20 protein-coding genes are annotated in these 22082 nt (G+C 71.0%); 10 read left to right on the top strand and 10 right to left on the bottom strand.

From position 1 onward, the window contains the following. Positions 1–76: 76 nt before the first annotated feature. The 7 genes from JOC24_RS28115 (at position 77) to JOC24_RS28085 (ending at position 6016) form a co-directional block, all read left to right on the top strand. A complete protein-coding gene (locus JOC24_RS28115; protein WP_205023216.1) occupies positions 77–868 on the top strand; it encodes an alpha/beta fold hydrolase in 792 nt (263 codons plus the stop codon). A gap of 12 nt (positions 869–880) precedes the next feature. Next, the gene (locus JOC24_RS28110; RefSeq protein ID WP_205023215.1) at positions 881–1699 is read left to right on the top strand and encodes an alpha/beta hydrolase; all 819 of its coding nucleotides are present in this window, start codon (positions 881–883) and stop codon (positions 1697–1699) included. Further along, entirely contained in the window at positions 1696–2958 is a 1263-nt protein-coding gene (locus JOC24_RS28105) for a cation:proton antiporter (RefSeq protein WP_205023214.1), read from the top strand. The genes JOC24_RS28110 and JOC24_RS28105 overlap by 4 nt, the downstream gene beginning before the upstream one ends. Before the next feature lie 92 nt (positions 2959–3050). Further along, on the top strand, positions 3051–3680 hold the full coding sequence (locus JOC24_RS28100; RefSeq protein ID WP_205023213.1) for a class I SAM-dependent methyltransferase: 630 nt from the start codon (positions 3051–3053) through the stop codon (positions 3678–3680). Positions 3681–3824: 144 nt separating this feature from the next. Beyond that, complete coding sequence (locus tag JOC24_RS28095; protein WP_205023212.1) at positions 3825–4595, top strand: TVP38/TMEM64 family protein; 771 nt, start codon at positions 3825–3827, stop codon at positions 4593–4595. A gap of 171 nt (positions 4596–4766) precedes the next feature. Next, the gene (locus JOC24_RS28090) at positions 4767–5639 is read left to right on the top strand and encodes an undecaprenyl-diphosphate phosphatase (protein ID WP_205023211.1); all 873 of its coding nucleotides are present in this window, start codon (positions 4767–4769) and stop codon (positions 5637–5639) included. Between the two features lie 203 nt (positions 5640–5842). Next, complete coding sequence (locus JOC24_RS28085) at positions 5843–6016, top strand: hypothetical protein (protein WP_205023210.1); 174 nt, start codon at positions 5843–5845, stop codon at positions 6014–6016. 171 nt (positions 6017–6187) lie between these two features. Here the strand turns inward: JOC24_RS28085 and JOC24_RS28080 are convergent, their stop codons facing one another. Then, a complete protein-coding gene (locus JOC24_RS28080) occupies positions 6188–10312 on the bottom strand; it encodes a bifunctional nitrate reductase/sulfite reductase flavoprotein subunit alpha (protein ID WP_205023209.1) in 4125 nt (1374 codons plus the stop codon). Positions 10313–10699: 387 nt separating this feature from the next. Between JOC24_RS28080 and JOC24_RS28075 the strand changes: the two genes are divergently transcribed. Together JOC24_RS28075 and lnt are read left to right on the top strand one after the other, a co-directional pair. Next, entirely contained in the window at positions 10700–11170 is a 471-nt protein-coding gene (locus JOC24_RS28075; RefSeq protein ID WP_205023208.1) for a nuclear transport factor 2 family protein, read from the top strand. Positions 11171–11283: 113 nt separating this feature from the next. After that, positions 11284–12912, top strand: coding sequence for an apolipoprotein N-acyltransferase (gene lnt / locus JOC24_RS28070; protein ID WP_374104534.1), 1629 nt, complete (start codon positions 11284–11286; stop codon positions 12910–12912). Here lnt and JOC24_RS28065 read toward each other — a convergent pair. Together JOC24_RS28065 and JOC24_RS28060 are read right to left on the bottom strand one after the other, a co-directional pair. Further along, complete coding sequence (locus JOC24_RS28065) at positions 12836–13741, bottom strand: Gfo/Idh/MocA family protein (RefSeq protein ID WP_205023207.1); 906 nt, start codon at positions 13739–13741, stop codon at positions 12836–12838. The genes lnt and JOC24_RS28065 overlap by 77 nt on opposite strands. Before the next feature lie 33 nt (positions 13742–13774). After that, a complete protein-coding gene (locus tag JOC24_RS28060; protein ID WP_205023288.1) occupies positions 13775–14986 on the bottom strand; it encodes an FAD-dependent monooxygenase in 1212 nt (403 codons plus the stop codon). Positions 14987–15065: 79 nt separating this feature from the next. On the opposite strand from JOC24_RS28060, the gene JOC24_RS28055 reads away from it, so the two are divergent. After that, positions 15066–15710 (top strand): TetR/AcrR family transcriptional regulator, encoded by a 645-nt coding sequence (locus JOC24_RS28055; RefSeq protein WP_205023206.1) that lies wholly within the window; start codon positions 15066–15068, stop codon positions 15708–15710. A gap of 66 nt (positions 15711–15776) precedes the next feature. Here the strand turns inward: JOC24_RS28055 and JOC24_RS28050 are convergent, their stop codons facing one another. From JOC24_RS28050 to JOC24_RS28020, 7 genes are all read right to left on the bottom strand, one after another. Further along, on the bottom strand, positions 15777–16274 hold the full coding sequence (locus JOC24_RS28050) for a hypothetical protein (protein WP_374104536.1): 498 nt from the start codon (positions 16272–16274) through the stop codon (positions 15777–15779). Positions 16275–16344: 70 nt separating this feature from the next. Next, complete coding sequence (locus JOC24_RS28045) at positions 16345–17064, bottom strand: uracil-DNA glycosylase (protein ID WP_205023204.1); 720 nt, start codon at positions 17062–17064, stop codon at positions 16345–16347. Positions 17065–17142: 78 nt separating this feature from the next. Next, positions 17143–18723, bottom strand: a complete 1581-nt coding sequence (locus JOC24_RS28040; RefSeq protein WP_205023203.1) for an ABC transporter substrate-binding protein — start codon at positions 18721–18723, stop codon at positions 17143–17145. 140 nt (positions 18724–18863) lie between these two features. Then, positions 18864–19619, bottom strand: a complete 756-nt coding sequence (locus JOC24_RS28035; protein ID WP_205023202.1) for an SDR family oxidoreductase — start codon at positions 19617–19619, stop codon at positions 18864–18866. A 22-nt stretch (positions 19620–19641) separates the two neighbouring features. Beyond that, entirely contained in the window at positions 19642–20403 is a 762-nt protein-coding gene (fabG, locus tag JOC24_RS28030; protein WP_205023201.1) for a 3-oxoacyl-ACP reductase FabG, read from the bottom strand. A 202-nt stretch (positions 20404–20605) separates the two neighbouring features. Continuing rightward, positions 20606–20989, bottom strand: coding sequence for a DUF3037 domain-containing protein (locus JOC24_RS28025; protein ID WP_205023200.1), 384 nt, complete (start codon positions 20987–20989; stop codon positions 20606–20608). Beyond that, positions 20986–21870 carry a HipA family kinase gene (locus JOC24_RS28020; RefSeq protein WP_205023199.1) on the bottom strand — a complete coding sequence of 295 codons (885 nt, stop codon included), beginning with the start codon at positions 21868–21870 and terminating at the stop codon, positions 20986–20988. The genes JOC24_RS28025 and JOC24_RS28020 overlap by 4 nt, the downstream gene beginning before the upstream one ends. Positions 21871–22082 lie beyond the last annotated feature (212 nt).

The raw sequence follows: 22082 nt of genomic DNA, 5'->3' as shown, positions 1-22082 counted from the left end.
GGCCTGCCCGACGGGCAGAGCCTGCCGGAGAAGAGGCGGCCGAAACGAGCCACCGACACCGATCGAGGAATGCACTGTGAGCCGAACCGAATCCGTGGACGACCTCGTGGAGCGCTTCTACACGGTCGTGAAGCTGCCGCACGATCCGTTCGCGAAGGCGTTCCTCAATCGGTGCCGTTCGCACACCCTCAAGGTGAACGGCCGCTTCTACAAGTACTTCCAGAGCGGCAGCGGCCCGACCGTGCTTCTCGTCCACGGACTGAACACCAATCTGGGCAGCATGGTGGCGATCGCCGAAGGACTCCTCGCCCAGGGCTATCGGGTGGTGCTGTTCGACGTGCCGCCGCACGGGGAGGCACTGGGCACCACGTGCGATCCCTCCGAGATCCGCGCCCTGCTGCGCGCCCTGTACGACAGGCTCACGGGCCTCCACGCGGTGGTCTGCCACTCCATGGGCGGCTTGTGGGCCCTGACCGCGTGGCACGCCGGGGTGTCCGCGCGGACCCTGGTGTCGATCTCCTCGCCGCCCGGCAAGATGTTTCTCGTCGAGAGGTTCGCCGAGGCGAACTTCCTGGACGACGACCGGGTCCGGGGGCTCGTCGCGGAAATCGAGAGAAGGTTCGGCGCGACGGTGTGGGACGAGTATTCGGCGCTTGCGGCGGCCCGTGCGACCGATGTGCCCGGGCTGGTCGTCCACGGCACGGCCGATACATACGTACCGCCGGCGCATGCCGGGGAACTGCATGCGAACTGGCGGAATTCCACCGTGGAACTCGTCGAGGGCGCCGACCACTTCGACATCGTGGAATCATCCGAAATCCGGAAGATCATCTCCGCGCATCTGCGGAACGTGGAAGAAACAAGGTAAGGGGCGATCGAATTGAGCACAGACATCACGGAGAAGCTGCACCGGCTGGCCTTCACGCCGATGCGGACACAGCCCCCGAACGCCACCCGGCCGATCCTGGAGCAGGCCGCCAAGGAGGTCGAGGTCGTCGACGGCGGCAAGGTGGTCCACTACCTGTGGGGCGAGGGCGAGCGGCGGATCCTGCTGGTCCACGGCTGGGCCGGCAACGCCGGGCACCTGACCGTCCTGGCGGACGCGCTGGTCCGGGCGGGCTGCTCGGTGGTCGTCGCCGACCTCCCCGGGCACGGCGAGTCCGAGGGCGAACGGTCCTCCGTCATCCACTTCGCCAAGGCGGTGGAGGCCGCCGACAAGCGGTACGGCCCCTTCCATGCCGTCGTCGCCCACTCGATGGGCGCCGCGGCGACGACCTACGCCATGTCGCGCGGTGTCACGCTGGAGCGCGCCGTGTTCATCAACCCCATCAGCAGCTACATCAGCCTCTGGCGCCGGTCCGGCGAGGTGATGCAGGTATCGCCCGAGGCCATCGCGCTGGTCCGCTCCCGTGCGGAGGAATGGCTCGACATCTCCTTCGACGCCATCGAACCGGCCGTCGTGGCACGGGACTTCACCAGCCGGCTGCTCGTCGTCCACGACGAGAACGACCCGGAGTCCCCGATCACCGACAGCGAGACGCTGGTGGCGGCCTGGGAGCAGGGTGAGCTCATGCGGGTGCGGGACCTGGGTCACACCAGGGTGCTGCGCGACGACGCCGTGGTCCGCCGTGCCGTCGACTTCCTGACGGCCGACGGCACGGGCGACGGCGCGGCGGGTGATGGACCGGCGGGCCGGTGACGCTTCCGGTAGCCGCACACGCGATCGCCGCACTCGGCTCCTTCCTGGTCGTCGGGCTTCTGGGACGCCGGCTCGCCCGCCGGATCGGGCAGCCCGGCGTCGTCGGCGAGATCGCCTTCGGCATGCTGCTCGGGCCGGCGGTACTCGGCTGGGCGTGGCCCGGTGCGCAGGCCGTCCTGTTACCGGCAGACGTGCTGGAGCCGCTGCGCGACCTGGGACACGCCGGGCTGGTGCTGTTCCTCGTCGGCGTCGCTCACGAGCTGCGTCTGGACGCCTCCCGCCTGCGGGACAGGGCCATCGGCTGGACGACGCTGGGCACCCTTGTGCCCTCCCTGATGGCCGGCGCGGCGTTCGGCGGCTGGCTCGTCCTCCACGATCGGCCCTCCCTGCGGGGGACCGCGCCCACCCTGGCCTTCGTGCTGCTGCTGGCGATCACCATGGCCGTATCGGCGGTGCCCGTCCTCGCGAGGATCCTCGCCGACCGGGGCCTGACCGCAACCCACGCCGGACGGCTCTCACTGACCTCGGCGGCACTCGTCGACGCCGTCGCCTGGTTGCTGCTGGCCGTGGTGATCGCTGTCGCCCGGCCCGGCTCGGGCGGCATCTCCACCGCCGCCGTCGTGCTGGTGGCCGGAGTCCCGGTGGCCGTCCTGGGCCGCCGCCTGCTGAAGACCTCTCGCGCCGAGCGCCTCTGCGCCCGGTGGACCTGGCCGGTGGCCGTCGTCCTGGGCTTCTGCGCGCTCCGGGCGGCGGACGTGGCGGAGTCTCTCGGACTCACCGCGATCTTCGGCGCGTTCATGGTGGGCCTGATGATCCCGCCCGGCTCCCCGCACTGGGACGCACCGGTCCGCCGGGTGTCCACGCTGGGCCTGTGGCTGGTTCCGGTCTTCTTCGTCGCCACCGGGCTGTCGGTGTGGACGGGCTCGGGGGGCATCCCCTGGCTGGTGACGATCCTCGCGACGATCGTGGCCGTGCTCTCCAAGATCGGCGGCGGTTACGCGGTCTCCCGCCTGGGCGGGGAGGGGCATACCGAGGCGCTTCGCATCGGCGTCATGCTCAACACCCGCGGGCTCACCGAGATCGTCCTGCTCCAGGCCGGGTACAGCGCCGGAGTGCTCACCTCCGGCCTGTATCTTGCGTTGCTGGTGATGGCGGTGGCCACCACCTCGTTGACCGGCCCGCTCCTGTCCCTGATCGACCGACGCCACGGAGCGGCCGCGCCACCGCCCCGGAAGGGCGAGCAGGTCGTGGCGGGATGACTTCCACCGTCGAAGCGGCAAAGGGCCTGCGGTGGCGGCGGAACAGGTCGAGAAAAGCCCTCGGAACAGAGACTGCGAGGTCAGGCTTCCCCATGGTGGGACACCACGACGAGACCAGGACGGCCTACGACGGGATCGTCGAACTCTACGCGTCCATGTTCGCCGACCGACTGGAGACGCAGCCGTTCGCGCGGTCCATGATCGGCACCTTCGCCGAGTTGGTACGCGGGACGGGCAACCTGCGGACCGCCGACGTCGGGTGCGGGCCCGGGCATCTGACGGCCATGCTGACCGGCCTGGGACTGGACGCCTTCGGGCTCGACCTCTCCCCCGCCATGATCGACCACGCCCGGCGGACCCATCCGGAGCTGCGCTTCGACGAGGCGCGGATGGAGGCCATGCCGGTCGAGACGGGGTCGCTCGGCGGTGTGATGGCCCACTACTCGATGATCCACACCCCGCCCGGAGAACTGGGCGCGCTGCTCGCCGAGCAGGTCCGCGTCCTGGCACCGGGCGGCCTGCTGCTGGTCTCGTTCTTCGGGACCGACGGACCCGAGCCGGTCCTCTTCGACCACAAGGTGGCGCCCGCCTACAGCTGGCCGGTGGACCGGATGGCCGAGTCGCTCGCCGGGGCCGGGCTCACACCGTTCGCCCGGCTGCTCCACGATCCCGCCTCCGAGCGGGGCTTCCTCGACGCGCACGTGCTGTCCCGCCTGTTGTGAAGCGTGCGGTGCCTCAGGGCTCGGGCGGTCCTGGGTTCCGGCGGGGGAAACGTTGCGCCCGGCTCGGGTACGCGGCTTGGTTGCCCGCCGCCGGGCGCCCGCCCATTACGGCGATCACACACACGATTCGGTTACGCTCCCCAAATGTTCGACCCCGTCCCCGCAACACGGCCCTCCGGTGGCCTCGCAGTGCGCTGTACGAGGGCGCTGCTCTCCCCCTGGTCCCGGTTCTCCCTGCTCGTGGCGGTCCTGCTGGCCGCCGCCACCACGATGCTGCTGTTCGAACCACAGCGGCTGCTCGCCTCCGGCTGGCCGCCCCAACTCACGGGCTCCGCTGCGGCGATGCTGTTCGGACTCGCGTACGGCGTGTGCACAGTGGCCTTCGTGCCGCGCCCGTTGCTCAACCTGGCCGCCGGTGCGCTGTTCGGCGCTCAGGCCGGTCTCGCGGCGGCGCTGGCCGGGACCGTCCTCGGTGCCGGGGTGTCCTTCCTGCTCGGCCGGGTGCTGGGGCAGGACGCGCTCCGGACGCTTTTGCGCGGCAAGTACCTGAAGGCGGCGGACGGGTTGCTGAGCCGGCACGGGTTCAGGTCCATGCTCGCGCTGCGACTTTTTCCCGGGGTGCCGTTCGCCGCGGCCAACTACTGTGCGGCGACCTCGCGCATGGGCTACCCGCCGTTCCTGCTGGCCACGGGGATCGGCTCGATCCCGAACACGGCGGCCTACGTCATCGCCGGCAGTACGGCCTCCTCGCCGACGTCGCCGGTCTTCCTGGCGGCGATGGGCTTCATCGTGCTGTCCGGCGCGGGTGCCGCGCTGGTGGCCTGGCGCAAGCGGCACAGGCTGGGAGGGGCCGACGGCGCCGTTCCCCCGGGGCAGGCGGCGCGGTCCGGCCAGGAGGCCGGCGGCGCGGCGTAGCCAGGGGCAGGCGGGAGTCTGTTCACCTCCAGGCGATACGCTGCCCGCAACCGACAGAGGATGTCCGGGGCCGTGGCGTCCCGTCCCCCTTTCTGACCGCATCCGCACGTTGCCGACGGCTTTCACGTCCGTCGGCCGTTGCATGAGTACCTCCGGGATGGCCTAAGCCCCATGAGCTGGTTCGAATCATTCGTCCTGGGCCTCGTTCAGGGACTGACCGAGTTCCTGCCGATCTCCTCCAGCGCGCATCTGCGGCTGACCGCCGCCTTCGCGGGCTGGCACGACCCGGGGGCCGCGTTCACCGCGATCACCCAGATCGGCACGGAGGCCGCGGTCCTCATCTACTTCCGCAAGGACATCGCACGGATCATCTCGGCCTGGTCCCGGTCCCTGACGAACTCCTCGATGCGCAGCGACCACGACGCCCAGATGGGCTGGCTGGTCATCATCGGCTCGATCCCCATCGGTGTCCTCGGCGTGACCTTCAAGGACCAGATCGAGGGTCCCTTCCGCGACCTCCGCCTGATCGCGACGACACTGATCGTCATGGGCATCGTCCTCGGCATCGCGGACCGCCTCGCGGCGCGCGACGAGACCGGCGGCAAGCACCGGGCGATCAAGGAGCGCAAGTCGCTCAAGGAGCTGGGGGTCAGGGACGGCCTGATCTTCGGTTTCTGCCAGGCGATGGCCCTGATCCCCGGTGTCTCCCGCTCGGGCGCGACGATCAGCGGTGGCCTGCTCATGGGCTACACCCGTGAGGCGGCGGCCCGCTACTCGTTCCTGCTGGCGATCCCGGCGGTGCTGGCCTCGGGCGTGTTCGAGCTGAAGGACGCCGGTGAGGGGCACGTCTCCTGGGGTCCGACCATCTTCGCGACGGTCATCGCGTTCGCGGTCGGCTACGCGGTCATCGCGTGGTTCATGAAGTTCATCACGACGAAGAGCTTCATGCCGTTCGTCATCTACCGCGTGATCCTGGGCATCGTGCTCTTCATCCTGGTCGGCGCGGGCGTACTGAGCCCCCACGCGGGCGAGTCGGCCGGCTGACCCGCCCCACCAGGAACTTCATCCCCCGGCCGCATGGTTCAGGGGAGGCCGCACAGGGGCGAGGGGGCGGCCAGGCACCGCAGGGGGCGGGGCCGTGTTCCCCGCGTCGGCACCGCCCGCCGGAGGCCGGTCGTTCCCCGTCGTCAACCCTCGTCCTCGACGCGGTCGACGTCATTGTCAGCCCCCGCCCGTAGAATGGGCGCATGCCCCTACCGCCTGATGAGCAGAAGCCTGTCCGCTCACTCACCGAGCTGAACGCGGAGATTCGCGCGCTCGTGGACGGCGGTCTGGGCTCACTGGAGGCCCGCCAGAAGTATGAGCGGCTGCTGGTCGAGTGGGGATCCGCGGTGCAGGAAGGTGTCGTCGAGGCGGCGTGAGGGGCTGGACGTCGCCGGTCCGCAGGCCGGCCGTTCCGCCGATGCCCCGGGAGCGCGGAAGGACGCCGCACACGGTCGCCGGGCCCGCGGCGCGACCGTGCACCCGCCCTCCTTCCGATGCGGGGCGCTGTGTCTCCCGGCCCCCACGGCGGCCGTCGTGCTGAGCTGAGCTCAGTACACGTCGCGCACGTACCTCTTGTCGGCGGCGAGCTGCTTGACGTAGGCGGCGGAGGCGCTCTCCTGGAGTCCGCCGTGGGCCACGGCGATGTCCCGCAGCGCCCGGTCCACGTCCTTCGCCATCCGGGAGGCGTCGCCGCAGACGTAGAAGTGGGCACCCTCCTGGAGCCAGGACCACAGCTGGGCACCGTGCTCGCGCATCCGATCCTGGACGTAGACCTTCGCGCGCTGGTCGCGGGAGAAGGCGGTGTCCAGCCGGGTCAGGGTGCCGTCGCGGCGCAGGGAGTCGAGTTCCTCACGGTAGTAGAAGTCGGTGGCGCTGCGCTGCTCGCCGAAGAGCAGCCAGTTGGGGGCTGTGTGGCCGAGGGCCCGCCGTTCGTCGAGGAATCCGACGAACGGGGCGACTCCGGTGCCGGGGCCGACCATCACCATGGGGGTGGCCGGGTCTGCCGGAGGCCGGAAGTGCGGGGCGCTCCGGACGAAGACGGGGACGGGGCTGCCCGCCTCCGCGTCTGCGAGGAAGGTGGAGGCCACTCCCTTGCGAACGGCGCCGTGCCGGTTCTCGTAGCGGACGACGGAGACGGTGAGATGCACGAGGCCGGGGTCGCTGAGCGGACTGGAGGATATGGAGTAGAGCCTGGCCCGGAGCCGCGTGAGGGCCCCGGTCCATTCGGCCGCGGTGGCGCGGGCGGAGTGTTCCGCGATGACGTCGACGGCCTGCCTCCCCCAGGTCCACTGGGCGAGTTCACCCTTGTTGTCGGGGCGCAGGAGCTTCCTGAGGGTGCGGTCGTGGGTGCGCTCGGAGACCAGTCGCAGCAGGGCGGGAGTGATCCGGGCGATGTCCAGGTGCCGGTGGAGCGCCTCGCCCAGGGGTACGGGGCCGAGGCCTGCCAGGTCGACCGGTGCCGCGGGGTCCAGTCCGGTGACGGCCAGCCATTCCGCCACGAGATCGGGGCAGTTGCGTGCCTCCACCCCGAGGGCGTCACCCACTTCGTACGCGAGCGGCACAGGGCTGTCCTGCGTGTCGAAGGTGAACTGCCGAACCTCCTTGGTGGCCCCGGGGAGGCTGAGCAGCTTGTTGCCCACGAGGCGCCCGGTCGCTGGGCGTTCCGAGCGGGCCGGGGTCACGGAAGCGGCCACGGGAGCGGGCGGCGCAGGAGGGCCGGACGGGACGCCCAGTGCCGCGAACACCTCGTCGAGCCACCGCCCGGCCGGCTCCTCGTAGTCCGGTTCGCAGTCGGTACGGGGGACGAGCCGCAGGGCGCCGAGTTCGCCGAAGCGTTCGTCCAGCCGCCTGCCATGCCCGCAGAAGTCGTCGTACGAGGAGTCCCCCAGGGCGAGTACGGCATAGCGCACGCCGTCCAGCCGGGGCGTGTCGGCCCCGTTGAGGGACTGCCAGAAACCGGAGCCGTTGTCCGGAGCCTCGCCGTCTCCGAACGTGCTGGTGACGACCAGCAGATCGGCTGTGCGCGGGAGGCTCTCCAGGGGCCGGTCGTCCATCCCGAGGAGCGTCACCGTCCGCCCCTCGGCGGTCAGCCGCCGGGCCGCCGCCGCGGCCACCACCTCGGCGTTCCCGGTCTGCGACGCCCACAGCACGACGATCTGCCTTCCTGGAACCGCATCGGGTACCTGCGTCGTCCCGTCGGGTCGAGCGTCTCGTGACGTGGCGCCGGGAGTCCGGGAGAACATGCCGGCCAGCACCCCGTTGACCCAGAGGGCGTGGTCCGGCTCGAACGGTGCGTGCACCGGGAGCACGGGCGTGCCCGCGGGCTGTGTGCCGAGCCCCGCGAGGAACCCGGTCAGGTAGCGCCGCTCGTGTTCGGCAAGTGCGGGCGGGGCCGCGTCCGCGATCCCGAACACGCCGGCGAGGACGGCGACGGGGGCCTCGGCGGCCTCCACAGGCACGGGGGCAAGGACCTGTGCGGCGGCGACCTTCACCAGTGTCACGGCACAGATCTTGAACTCGGGCTGGAAGGACACCGGGTCGACGGCGTCGTTCGTGACCGCGTTGACGCTGAGGTACTCGCCGAAGAGATCGTTCCAGTGGAACGGTGCGAAGCAGTCCCCGGGCCGCACCCGGTCGGTCACGACGGCCGGCAGCACGGCGCGGCCACGCCGTGAGGCGACCTCGACCGAGTCGCCCTCGGCGATCGAGAGGGCTGCCGCGTCCCGCGGGCTGATCTCCACGAAGGGCCCGGGGTTCAGCCGGTTGAGCCTGGCGACCTTCCCGGTCTTCGTCAGGGTGTGCCACTGGTGCTGCAGGCGGCCTGTGTTGAGCACGAAGGGGAAGTCGTCGTCGGGCATCTCGGCCGCGGGCACGTGCGGGCGGGCGAAGAACACCGCCCGGCCGCTCGCGGTGGGGAAGGCCAGCCGGGGCACGCTCCCGTCCGGGCGTACGGCCAGGGTCTGGCTGACGCCGTCGTTCAGGTAGCGGACCGGATTGCGGTCGGGCCCGTCCAGGGCGGCGCTGGGCCACTGGACGGGGGTGCGCCGCAGCCGTTCGTAGGTGACTCCGCGCAGGTCGTATCCGGTCTTCGGGTTGTGGGCCCGTTTGATCTCGTCGAAGATCTCCTCGGCGCTTGTGTAGCCGAAGTTCTCTTCGTAGCCCATCTCGCAGGCGATGCGCGTGATGATCCGCCAGTCCGGCCACGCCTCCCCCGGCGGATCGGCTGCCTGTCCGGCGAGCGTGAGGTTGCGTTCCGAGTTGACCATGACCCCCTCGGCTTCGCCCCAGAGCGCGGCGGGCAGGGCGATGTCGGCGTAGGCGTTGGTCTCGGTGTCGGCGAACACGTCCTGGGTGACGACGAACTCCGCCGCTTCGAGCCCCTCGATGACGGTCCGGCGGTTGGCCACGGATGCCACCGGGTTGGTGCAGATGATCCAGCACGCCTTGATCTCGCCGTCCGCCATGCGCCGGAACATGTCGACGGTCCCGGTACCCGCCGCGTCCGTACGCAGGGTCCCCGGCTCGACGTCCCACAGTTCCTCGACGTGGGCCCGGTCCTCGTCCGACTGCAGTGCGCGCTGGCCGGGCAGGCCGGGGCCCATGTAACCCATCTCGCGGCCGCCCATGGCGTTGGGCTGGCCGGTGAGCGAGAACGGGCCGCTGCCCGGGCGGCAGATGGCCCCGGTGGCGAGATGCAGATTGACGAGGGCGTTGGTGTTCCAGGTTCCGTGGGTGCTCTGGTTGAGGCCCATGGTCCAGCAGCTCATCCACTCGCCCGCCTCACCGATCCAGCGGGCGGCCAGGCGGATGTCGGCCTCCGGGATGCCGGTGATCTCCGCGACCGCGGCGGGCGGGTAGTCCCGCAGGAAGCCGGGCATGGCCTCCCAGCCCTCGGTGTGCTCGGCGATGAACTCCGGGTCGGTGTGTCCGTTCTCGATGAGGAGGTGCATCACGCCGTTGAGCAGGGCGAGGTCCGTGCCCGGGCGTATCTGCAGGAAGAGATCCGCCTTGTCGGCGGTGGCGTTGCGCCGGGGGTCGACCACGATGAGCTTCGCGCCGGACTTCACCCGCTCCATGAGGCGGAGGAAGAGGACGGGGTGACAGTCCGCCATGTTCGAGCCGATGACGAGGAACGTGTCGGCGTGCCCGAAGTCCTCGTACGAGCCGGGCGGGCCGTCGGCGCCCAGCGAGAGCTTGTAGCCACTGCCCGCGCCGGCCATGCAGAGCCGGGAGTTGGATTCGATCCAGCTCGTACGGACGAAGCCCTTGGCCAGCTTGTTGGCGAGGTACTGCGCCTCCAGCGTCATCTGCCCGGAGACGTAGAGGGCGAGGGCGTCGGGCCCGTGCTCGTCGACGATCGCGCGGAGCCGTCGCGCGGTCTCCCTGACCGCCGCTTCCATGGGCGCCGGCGCGGGCTCCTCGCTGCGGTCCGCCCGCACCAGGGGGGTCGTCAGCCGGCCGGGGGCGGCCAGCATCTCGGCGCTCGTCGCCCCCTTCGTGCAGAGCCGACCGCCGTTCGCGGGGTGCGCCTTGTCCCCCGCGGCCTTCAGGACCGTACGCCGCCCGTCGGGGCCCATGCCGATGTCGAGGACCATCCCGCAGCCGACACCGCAGTACGAGCAGACCGTCCGCACCTGGGTGGGGGTGTCCGGCTGCGGATTCGGCACGGTCATGAACGGCCTTTCATGGGGGACGCTGATAACGCGAGGGTACGAAACCGCCGTTTCCCCGGTGTCACGCAGGGCGATCGAACGTGGTTACGTCCAGTGCACAGTCACCGGCGCACACCGGTGAGGCCACCGTGGCCGCGGCGCTCGGCGGGGCGTGGTGGCGGTCGTGTTCCCGGTGGAGGGGGTGTGCCGCGGCTTCGGCCGCGGGTCGCCCATGAGCCCGTACGGCCACTACGGCGATCCCCGGCCGGGGATCAGCCCGGAACTGAGCGGTCCGATCGCTTCCCCGTGGCCCTGCCACGATTTCGCCCGGCGCCGGGACCGGCAGCAGAGCGGAGAGGTCGCGGACACCCCCTAGGCGTGCCGCTCCCGACCGACGAGACTTGGGCGATGACACAGCGCGTGGCTCTCGCGACGGTGATGGACCGGCTCTCCATCGATGCAGTGATCACCGACTACGCGGTGGCGGTGGGCGACGGTGCCTGGGAGGAGTACGCCGCACTGTTCACGCCGGACGGGCAGGCCGACTACCGCGGCGCGGGCGGGTCCGAGGGACCGGCCGCCGAGGCAGGGAGGTGGCTCGCGGAGGGCTTACGGCCCTTTCCCGCCCGCCAGCATCTGATCGTCAACCGGCGTCTGGACCTGCAGGACCTGGGCGGCTGTCCGGGCGACCGGGCGCAGGTGCGGGCCGACTACCTCGGTCCGGCGGGCCCGGAGGCCTGGGACGGGGAGTCGGCTCCGGCCCTGTTCACCGGCGGCCGGTACGTCTTCGAACTGCGGCGCACGGAGGTGGGCTGGCGGATCCGATCCGCCACGGCGCACCGGATGTGGAGGTGCGCGCCCGGAGCGGACGCAGGCTGATCCACTGCCGGTGACGGTCGTCGCACACCTCGGTACCGCGGCACGCCCCCTGTGCGCTGCTGATCTTCTGCACCACACTGGGATCAAGCGCAGGACGGGCGAGGAGGAGACGCATGCCTATGCGGGGCGAGCGGCCTCCGGCCGGGCGGGCGGGTGAGGGCGGCGCACGGCCGTACGAGCGGCTGCTGCGGTCCCGTACGGGGCGGGGCGTCGCGGCTCTGTTCGCGGGGGCCCTGCCCGCGCTCACGTTTCCGGCGCCCTCGCTCTGGTGGCTCGCCTACGTCGCTCTGGTGCCCTGGCTGCTGCTGATCCGGTCGGCGGGGACGGGACGCCGTGCGGCGGCCGACGGCTGGCTCGGCGGCGTGGGCTTCATGCTCGCCGTGCACCACTGGCTGATGCCGAGCCTTCATGTGTTCATCGTGGTGCTCGCCGCCCTGCTCGGTCTGCTGTGGGCCCCCTGGGGCCTGCTCGTGGCCCGGCTGCTCGGGGGCTCGCCGTCCGCGCTCCGCTCCGTGGCCGCCGTGGCCGTGGTGCCGTCCGGATGGCTGATGATCGAACTGGTCCGCTCCTGGGAGGGGCTCGGCGGCCCGTGGGGGTTGCTCGGCGCCAGCCAGTGGGACGTCCCGCCCGCGTTGCGCGTCGCCTCGGTGGGCGGAGTATGGCTGGTCAGTCTGGGCGTGGTGGCCGTGAACACGGCGCTCACGCTGCTGCTCGCCGTACCGGCGGCCCGCACGGCCGCGGCCGCGTGCCTGGTGGCGGGGGCGATCGGCGTCGGGGCGACAGTGGCATGGGCGCCGCAGCCCCGGGTTTCCGGTACGGCCAGGATCGCGGTGGTACAGCCTGGTGTGGTCGAGGGTCCCGGCAGCGTCGAACGCCGCTTCGCGCGCGGCGAGGAACTGACCCGTGGTCTGGCGGGCCGGGACGTGGACCTGGTGGTGTGGGGCGAGAGCAGTGTGGGTGTCGATCTGTCCCGGAGTCCGGGCACGGCGGACCGCGTCGCCGCGCTGTCGCGTCTGGTCGGCGCCGACGTGCTGGTCAACATGGACGCGCGTCGCACGGACGGCCCCGACCGCACCGGCATCTTCAAGTCCGCCGTGCTGGTGGGCCCCGAGGGCCCGACCGGGGACCGCTACGACAAGATGCGCCTGGTGCCGTTCGGTGAGTACGTCCCGGCCCGCGGCCTGCTCGGATGGGCCACGTCGGTGGGCAAGGCGGCGGGCGAGGACCGGCTGCGCGGCAGCGGCCCCGTGGTGATGGACCTGCCGGACGGGCTGCGTGTGGGCCCTCTGGTGTGTTTCGAGTCGGCGTTCCCGGACATGAGCCGGCAGTTGGCTAAGGACGGGGCACGACTGCTCGTCGCGCAGTCGTCCACCTCGACGTTCCAGCACAGCTGGGCCCCCGCACAGCACGCCTCGCTCGGGGCGCTGCGGGCGGCCGAGACGGGCCGCCCGATGGTGCACGCGACGCTCACGGGTGTGAGCGCGGTGTACGGACCTCGGGGTGAACAGGTGGGAGCGGCGCTCGGTACGGACGCGAGCGAGGCCGCCGTGTACGACGTGCCGCTCGCCCGGGGCACCACTCTCTACGTCCGGCTGGGCGCCTGGCCGGTGTACGGCGCGCTTGCGGTGCTGGCCGTCTTCCTGGGTGCGGCGGGGCTGAGGCGTCTCAGGACGCCTGCTCCACCGCGTCCTGGACGACCCGCTCGCACAGCCGGTGGGTCTCCAGGGCGTCCTGGGCGCTGAGAACCCGCCCGGCCCGGACCGCGTCGAGGAAGGACAGCACGCTCTGTTCGATGCCTCGCTGGCGGGCGACCGGCACCCAGTCGCCGCGTCGCCGCAGGGTCGGCTGCCCCTTGTGGTCGATGACGTCCGCGAGGTTGAGGACCTGGCGCTTGGCGTCCTGCCCCGAGACCTCGAGGATCTCCTCCGTCGATCCGTTGAGCCGGTTCATCGTGCCGATGGCGGTGAAACCGTCGCCGGACAGCTGGAGCACCACGTGGTGCATCAGCCCTTCGGCGACGCGTGCCCGCACGACGACGTTCGACACGGGGCCGGGGACCAGGAAGCGCAGGGTGTCGACGACGTGGATGAAGTCGTCGAGCACCATGGTGCGCGGGTCCTCGGGGAGACCCACCCGGTTCTTCTGCATGAGGATCAGCTCACGCGGGTGCTCGGCGCACTGCGCGTACGACGGGGCGAGCCTGCGGTTGAACCCGACCGCGAGCGAGACACCGCGGTCCTCGGCGAGGGCCACGAGCCGCTCGGAATCGGCGAGTTCGTACGACAGGGGCTTGTCGACGTAGGTGGGGACGCCGGCTTCGAGCAGCCGGCCGGCGATCTCCGCGTGAGCTGCGGTCGGGGCGTGCACGAAGGCGGCGTCCAGCCCTTGGTCCAGGAGTGAGCCGAGATCCTCGTGGCACTGCGCCGGGGGGATCCGGTGGGACGCCGCCACGGCTGCCAGCGTGGCCGGGGTGCGGGTCTGCAGATGCGGTTCGACGCCGGGCAGGGTCGTCAGTACCGGCAGATACGCCTTCTGCGCGATGTCGCCGAGCCCGATGCAGCCGACCTTCACGAGGTTCTCCCTGTCGCCTTGACCAGGGCGTCGTCACGGTCGTGTGCTCTGCCCTTCCCTGGTCACGGCAGCATACGTGCGCTGCGGCGGGCGCCAGTCGCAGATTCCGTCGAACGTCCGCAGGACGAGCCCGGGGCCGAGCCGGGAAACCGCGGACATGAGCCCGTCGCGCAGGGCGACGGCCGGCGCCCCCGACAGCCTGGTCATCCGGGAGACCTGCGCGGCCTTGCGGACCACGGCGGTCGTGCGGGGCACCCTGGCCGCACTGTAGGAGGCCAGGCCCGCGCCCAGGTCCCCGCCCTGCGTGACGTGGTGGGCGAGCACGACGGCGTCCTCGATGGCCTGATTGCCGCCCTGCCCGAGGAAGGGCACCATGGCGTGCGCGGAGTCACCGACGAGCGCGGTGCGCCCCCGGTGGAAGGACGGCAGCGGCACGTCCAGGTGGTACACGTCGTGGCGGAGCACCTGGTCGGGCGCCACAGAGTCGATGATCCCGGGGATCGGGTCGTGCCAGTCGCCGTACCTGCGCAGCAGTTCCGCCTTCTCGTCGTCCGCGGCCCGGACTCCCGCCGGCACGGCCGCCGCCGCGTAGGCGTAGATCCCGCCGTCCTTCAGCGGGTGGCTGCCCCACAGCTCGCCGCGGCCCCAGGTCTCGTGCGGGCTGAAGGTGCGGCCGAGTCCCGGGGCGATGACACGCCAGGTGGTGAAGCCGCTGTACGACGGTCCGGGATGACGGGGGAAGAGCGCGGTGCGTACCGCCGACCCGATGCCGTCGGCGCCGATCACCAGGTCGGCCTCGATGTCTCCCGAGGGAGTCCTGACCACGGCCCGGCGCCCGTCCGCACTGCCGGGCGCGACGATCCGTGCCGGTGTGCCGGGGTGTACGGCGGACGCGGGGAGCCGGGCGCGGAGCAGGCCGATGAGCGCGGACCGGTGCAGCAGCACGAGGGGCCCGCCGAACCGCTCGGCCGCGGCGGAGCTGTCCGTCCGGGCGAGTCGGCGCCCGGACGGCGTACGGATGCCCCCGTCGCCCTGCCAGGCGGCGAGTGACCTGACCTCGTCGCCGAGCCCGATGACGTCGAGGGCACGCTGGGAGTTGGGGGCGAGGCTGATGCCCGCGCCGATGGGTTCGAGCGAGGCGGCGCGCTCCAGCACGGTGACCTGCCAGCCGCTTCGGAACAGTGCCGCGGCGGCGGTGAGTCCGCCGATGCCGCTGCCGATGACCACCGCTCGGGATGCCGCCAGGACCGAACCCCCTTCTCACTACACCTGTAGTAACGACCTCACCTTACTACAGGTGTAGTGACAGCGGTAGATTGACTTCATGCCCACACGCCCGACACCCGCAGACAGCACTCCGCGGACAGGCCCGTCCCGCGCCGACCTGATCGCCGACGCCGCGCTCGCCCTCCTCGCGGAACGCGGCATGAGGGGCCTCACGCACCGGGCGGTGGACGAGCGGGCCGGCCTCCCCCAGGGCTCGACGTCGAACCACGCCCGCACCAGGGAGGCGCTGCTGGAAGCCGCCGTGCGCCGGCTGGCCGAGCTCGAAGGGCAGGTGCTCGCACCCGGGGAACTGCCGGCGGGCGGCGGTCCGGAAGGGATGGCCGCAGGGCTGGCACACGCACTGCACCGGTATCTGTCCGGCAGCGCCGGGCTACTGGTGTGCCGTTACGAGTTGGCGCTGGAGGCCACGAGGCGCCCCGCGCTCAGGACGTTCTACGACGAGGCTGGCAGACGGTTCCGCGAACCGCTGGTGGCGCTGATGGCCACGGCGGGGTCGGCCGAACCGGAACGCCATGCGCTCTCGGTCGTGGCGTGGGCCGAGGGAATGATGTTCGCGTGCGCCGTGGGGTCCTACCACCGGGCCGTGCCGACGGAGGCCCAGCTGCGGACGGGCTGCACCGAACTGCTACGGGGGATGCTCGGTCCGGGCACTTGGGGCACGTCGGGCACGTCGGGCACGTAGGTGAAGCCCCGGCGAGACCGGACGGTTTCCGGTGTCCGCCGACGCCGCGCGGGGCTCCGAGCCGGGTCACTCCCCTGCCGCACTCCCCCGCATGCGCCGCTCCAGACGTCCGATGGCGGCGCGGACACCTCCGCCGTATCCGTCGTCCTCCAGCACACCGACGGCGTCCCAGGCCCGGTCCAGGTGGACCCGGGCGGCCCTGAAGCGCTGCAGTTTCACGTAGTCCGCAGCCAGATTGAGGTGCAGCGACGGCACGAGGGCCCGCACCGCCGTGGCGTCCCGGTGCTCCGCGTCCGGTTCCGCGACCACCGCCCCGGCCAGGCCCTCGGCGGCCGTCAGCGCCCGCAGGTCCCAGGCCAGCTCGTCGCCGGGGTCGTCCTGGGTATCGGCCATGTAGTGGGCGAGGGTGCAGCGGTGCAGCGCCTCACCACTCTCACCGATCTCCGACCAGATGGTCCCGAACCGGTTGCGTGCCTCTTCCCTGTCCCCCGCGTGGAGCAGCATGACCGCCTGGCCGATCCTGGTCATGACGGCGTCGCCCGGCACTTGCTGCTGCTCCACCACAGAGGCCTCTCCGATCAGCGCCCGGCATGTTCCGGTCACTCAGACGCTAGTCGCAGATGGGTAATCCCGCTCAGGCGCGGGCCCCCGCGGTCGGCCGGGTCGGCTTCAGGCCCAGGTCCGGGATCCGCCAGTCGATGGGCTCGTGCCCCTGTGCGGCGACGGCCTCGTTGATCTGGGTGAAGGGACGGGAGCCGAACCACTTCTTGGCGGAGAGCGGCGAGGGGTGCGCGCCCTTGACCACCACGTGGCGCTCCTGGTCGATCAGCGGGATCTTCTTCTGCGCGTAGTTGCCCCAGAGGACGAAGACAGCCGGGTCGGGCCGCTCGGCCACCGCGCGGATGACCGCGTCGGTGACCTTCTCCCAGCCCTTGGCCTTGTGCGAATTCGCCTCGCCGCCGCGGACCGTCAGCACCGCGTTGAGCAGCAGGACGCCCTGCTCGGCCCACGGCATCAGGTATCCGTTGTCCGGAACCGGCAGGCCGAGCTCCTCGTGCATCTCCTTGTAGATGTTGCGCAGCGAGGGGGGCGTCTTGACGCCCGGCCGCACCGAGAAGCACAGGCCGTGGCCCTGGCCCTCACCGTGGTAGGGGTCCTGGCCGAGGACGAGCACCTTCACCCGGTCGTACGGGGTGGCCTCCAGCGCGGCGAAGACCTGCTCGCGCGGCGGATACACAGGACCCCTGGCCCGCTCCTCCTCGACGAAGGCCATGAGCTCCTCGAAGTAGGGCTTCTGCAGCTCATCGCCGAGGACGCCGCGCCAGGACTCGGGCAGCAGGTCGGTGTCGGTCACGTCCACAACCTCCGGTAAGCAATCGGTTCTTGGTCGAGAACCTACCGGGGGCCTCTGACAACGGGACCGCCGAGCCCGCTACCAGCTCGTCTTGCGGTACAGCTCCCACATCTGCATGACCGTCTGCGGGTCGAGCGCCCGCTCGCCGCCGCCGATGTCCTCACCCGCCGCCACGTAGAGCTTGCCCTGCCACAGGGGCAGCAGCCGCACGTCCTTGACGAGGATCTCCTGGGCCCGCTTGAACTGGTCGGCCACGGCACCGCGGTCGCTCTCCTTGCGGGAGGTCGGCAGCAGCTGCTGGGTGATCTCGCGGCTCAGGTACGGGGTGCCTGTGACGCTGTCCTGGCCCACGAAGGGAGCGATGAAGTTGTCCGGGTCCGGGAAGTCGGGGAACCAGCCACGTCCGAAGACGGGGTAGTCGCCCTTGGTGAATCCCTCCTGGAAGGTCTTCCACGGGGCGCTCTTCAACGTGATCCGGAACAGGCCGGACGCCTCGAGCTGGCGCTTCAGCTCGGCGAACTCGCGAGCGGTGGAGGAGCCGTAGCGGTCCGTGGTGTACCAGAAGGTCAAGTTCACCGGCTCGGTGATACCGGCTCTCGACAGCAGCGCCCTGGCCTCGGCCACGTCCGGGTCGCCGAAGGAGTCGAAGAAGCTGGTGGCGTGCCCGGCGATGCCCTTCGGGACCATGGAGTACAGCGGTTCGGCTGTGCCCTGGTAGACCTTGGCGACCAGGGCGTCACGGTCCACCACCTGGGCGACGGCCCGCCGGACGGCGACCTTCCCCGCGGCCGGGTCGTCGGGGTTGAAGACAAGGAAGCGGATGTCCGCGCCGACCGACTCCACGATCTGGAGACCGTTGTTGTCCTTCTTGTCGTCCTCGAGCCCGACGACCTCCTCGGCGGTCAGACCGCGGTAGGTGGCGTCGATCTCCTTGTTCTTCAGCGCCTCCACCATGGGGGTGGAGTCCTCGAAGTAACGGATCGTTACCGCGTCGTTCTTCCGGTCCGCGAACCCCTTGTAGCCGGGGTTCCTCGTCAGCTCGGCCTGTTTGCCCGGCTCGTACGAATCGAGGACGTACGGACCCGAACCGGTGACCTTGCCGTCGTCGCGGATGCCGTCCGCCGGGTAGTCACCGGGAGCGACGATCGACATCGCGGGAGTGGCCAGGATGAACGGGAAGGTCGCGTCCGCCTTGGCGAGGTGGAAGATGACCGTGTCGTCGCCCTCGGTCTCCACCCGGTCGAGGGATCCGAGGAGGCCGGCCGGACCGCCCTTGACCTTGATCTTCAAGATCCGGTCGATGGAGTACTTCACGGCCTCGGCGTCGATCTTCTCCCCGTCGGAGAACTTCAGGCCGGAGCGAAGGGTGCACCGGTAGGCCATGCTCGTGGCGTCGGTGAACAGGCACTCCTCCGCCGCGTCGGGCTCCGGGCTGGTGCTGCCGGTCGGGAAGCTCACCAGGGTCTGGAAGACGTTCCTCATCAGCTCCCAGGAACCGTCCCACGCCGCCGCCGGATCAAGGGTCGAGGGCGAGCTCGTCGTACCGACCGATATCCGCTGGTCCGTCTCCGAACCGCTGTCCGACAGCAGGCCGCAACCGGCGAGAAGAGACAGGGATGCAAGGGCTGCAGCGGCCTGCAGACTGGCCCGGTAGAACACGCGCACGCTCCTCGATCGGCCTGTGGGTCGGCAGACCATACCGCAGTGCCCCGCCGGGGCAATCCCATGGCCCGGCGGGGCAATCCTCCGGTCCGGCGGGGCACTTGAGTCAATCGGACCCAAACCGGCTCAGGTCTCTCTCAGGCGACGCCTGCGTTCAGGAAGATGCCGCCGTCGACCACGAGCGTCTGCCCCGTGACCCAGTCGGACTGGTCCGAGGTGAGGAACGCCGCCGCACCGCCGATGTCCTGCGGGACACCGAGCCGGCCCAGCGGGTAGGCGGCCGCAGCCTCGGCCTCACGGCCCTCGTACAGCGCCTCCGCGAACTTGGTCTTCACCACGGCCGGGGCGATCGCGTTGACCCGTACGACCGGCGCGAACTCGTGAGCCAGCTGGAGGGTCAGGTTGACCATGGCCGCCTTGCTCATGCCGTAGGCACCGATGAACGGGGACGCCGAGACGCCCGCCACCGAGGCGATGTTGACGATCGCCCCGCCGTTGTCCCTCTGCCATGCCTTCCAGGTCTGCTGGGCGAATCCGAGCGCCGAGATCACATTGGTCTCGTAGACCTTGCGTGCGACGTTGAGATCGAGCTCGGCCATCGGCCCGAACACGGGGTTCGTCCCCGCGTTGTTGACCAGGTAGTCGACCCGGCCGAACGCCTCCATGGCACGTTCGACGGCCGCGGCCCGGTGCGCCTCGTCGTGCGCCTTGCCCGCGATGGCGACCGCCCGGTCGGCTCCGAGCTTCTCGACGGCCTCCTTCAGGGCGTCCTCGCCACGGCCCGTGATGACCACCCGGTCACCCCGCGCGACGAACGCCTCGGCGATGCCGTAGCCGATGCCCCGGCTCGCGCCCGTGATCAGCGCGACCTTGCCACTGTCCTGCACAGTCATGTTGTCCGTTGCCCTTCCGGGGTCAGTTGAGCGGTCCGCCGGCGACGTACATGACCTGTCCGGACACGAAGCCCGCGTCCTCGCCCGTGAAGAAGGCGATGGCGTTGGCGATGTCCTCGGGGCGCCCCACGCGCTGCACGGGGATCTGCGTCGCGGCGGCGGCCTGGAACTCCTCGAAGCCCATGCCGACGCGCTCCGCCGTCTGGGCCGTCATCTCGGTGACGATGAAGCCGGGGGCGACGGCGTTCGCGGTCACACCGAACTTGCCGAGCTCCTTGGCGAGCGTCTTGGTGAAGCCCTGGAGGCCGGCCTTGACGGCGGAGTAGTTCGCCTGGCCCCGGTTGCCCAGCGCCGAGGAGGACGAGAGCGACACGATGCGGCCGAACTTGGCCTCCACCATGTGTGACTGGACGGCCTTCGCCATCAGGAAGGCGCCCTTGAGGTGCACGTTCACCACGAGGTCCCAGTCGGACTCGCTCATCTTGAAGAGCAGGTTGTCGCGGAGCACGCCCGCGTTGTTGACGAGGATCGTCGGGGCGCCGAGCTCGGCGGCCACACGCGCGACGGCGGCCTCCACCTGGGCGCTGTCCGACACATCGCAGCCGACGGCGAGGGCTTTGCCCCCGGCGTCGGTGATCTTCTCGACCGTGTCCTTGCACGCCGCCTCGTCGAGGTCGAGTACGGCGACGGCGCGGCCCTCGGCCGCAAGGCGTACAGCGGTGGCGGCGCCGATGCCCCGTGCCGCTCCCGTCACGATGGCGACGCGCTGCTCGGTGGTGGACATGCTTGGTTCTCCTCGCCCTTGGATCGCGGCTCAGCGGACGTCAGGAAGTTCCCGATAACTGAGCAACCGCTTAGTACCTTCAGCAGTCGAGACGCTAGAAGCCCTGGCACCCGGTGTCAACGGCACACGGGGCCACGGGCGCATGTCACACCGGACGGCGCTGCCGCCCCGAACCTCCCGGGCCGGGGCGACGGCCTTCGGATCAGCGGACCAGCAGGTCGAGCAGCCGCTCCACCTCGGCGGCCGGATCCGCGGTCAGACCGCTGTGAACCGCACCGGGCTGGACGACCGTGGAGCGTGGCGCGATCAGCCAGCGGAAGCGTCGCCCCGCGTCGTCGCCCGCCGCCTGGCCCGCCCCCTCACCGCCGCCGCATAGGCCCTCGACCGCCCGCAGGGCGGCCCGCACACCGAGTACGTCGGCGTGCGGGTCGAGCGCCTCGAGCTTGCGCTCGTCCAGGTGCGTTCGCGCGGCGACGAAGGACTTGGCCCGGCAGTAGACCAGTACGCCCGCGTTGAAGCACTCACCGCGCTCCACGCGCGGAACTACGCGCAGGACCGCGTACTCGAAGACATCGCGCTCGCTCATCGGCCGCCGTCCTTGCTGTCGCGTACGGCGCCCGCCTGCACGTCGTGGTCCGTCCCGGTGGGCTTCGGCCGGGGGCTCAGGCGCCCGGTGAGCCATCCGGGGGCCTGGGAGGGCCGGGTCTTCGTGGGTGCTTCCAGGACGATGCGCTCGTGGATGCCGGCGGCGCGTGCCAGCAACGGCTCCACGTACGCCCGGCGCAGCTGGTCCGGGGTCTCGAACCCCGGCTCACCGACCAGCCACTCGTCCGGGACCTCCGCCGTCACCTCGGTGAGCAGTTCCTCCGTGACGAGCGGTGCGAGCTCGGCGGCCGCAGCGGCGATGTCGGGCCCGAACGGCGCGAGGACGTGGTCGGATGCGTTGTACGGCTTGGCCGCGGAGGCCTGCGCGCCGGGCCAGTTGTGGTGCCAGATCATGGTGGCCCCGTGGTCGATCAGCCACGGATCGCCGTGCCAGACGAGCATGTTGGGGTTCCGCCACGAACGGTCCACGTTGTTGATCAGCGCGTCGAACCAGACGACCCTTCCGGCTTCCGCCGCGCCGACCTCGTAGGCGAGCGGGTCGAATCCGAGGGAGCCCGGCAGGTAGTCCATCCCCAGGTTCAGTCCGGCACTGGCCTTGAGGAGCTCCTGCACCTCCTGGTCCGGCTCGGCGAGACCGATGACGGGGTCGAGCTGCATGGTCACCAGTTCCGGCACGCGCAGCCCCAGCCTCCGGCCGATCCCTCCGCAGACCACTTCCGCGACCAGGGTTTTGCGGCCCTGTCCGGCCCCGGTGAACTTCATGACGTACGTACCCAGGTCATCGGCCTCGACGATCCCGGGCAGTGATCCGCCCTCCCGCAGGGGCGTGACATAGCGAGTCGTGGTGACTTCTGTCAGCATTTCCCCAGGCTATACGGAGCCGCTACCTGGAGATCCATGGACCGGAGGCAGGGGCATCAAAGCTGGAGAAGCACCCCGTTCAGCCCTGGGGCGATCCGGGGACTGCTGACCGGGTGCCCGCCCGCCCGTCTGCGCGTACGCGAGGACGACCGGGACGGGCAACGGCCGTCGGGCCTGCGTCGAGGAGTACGACGCGAGGGGCGGGAGCGGAC

Source organism: Streptomyces sp. HB132 (assembly GCF_016909575.1).
Taxonomy (GTDB): domain Bacteria; phylum Actinomycetota; class Actinomycetes; order Streptomycetales; family Streptomycetaceae; genus Streptomyces.
The sequence above is the reverse complement of the archived record's forward strand: the minus strand, read 5'-3'. Positions and strand labels throughout refer to the sequence as shown.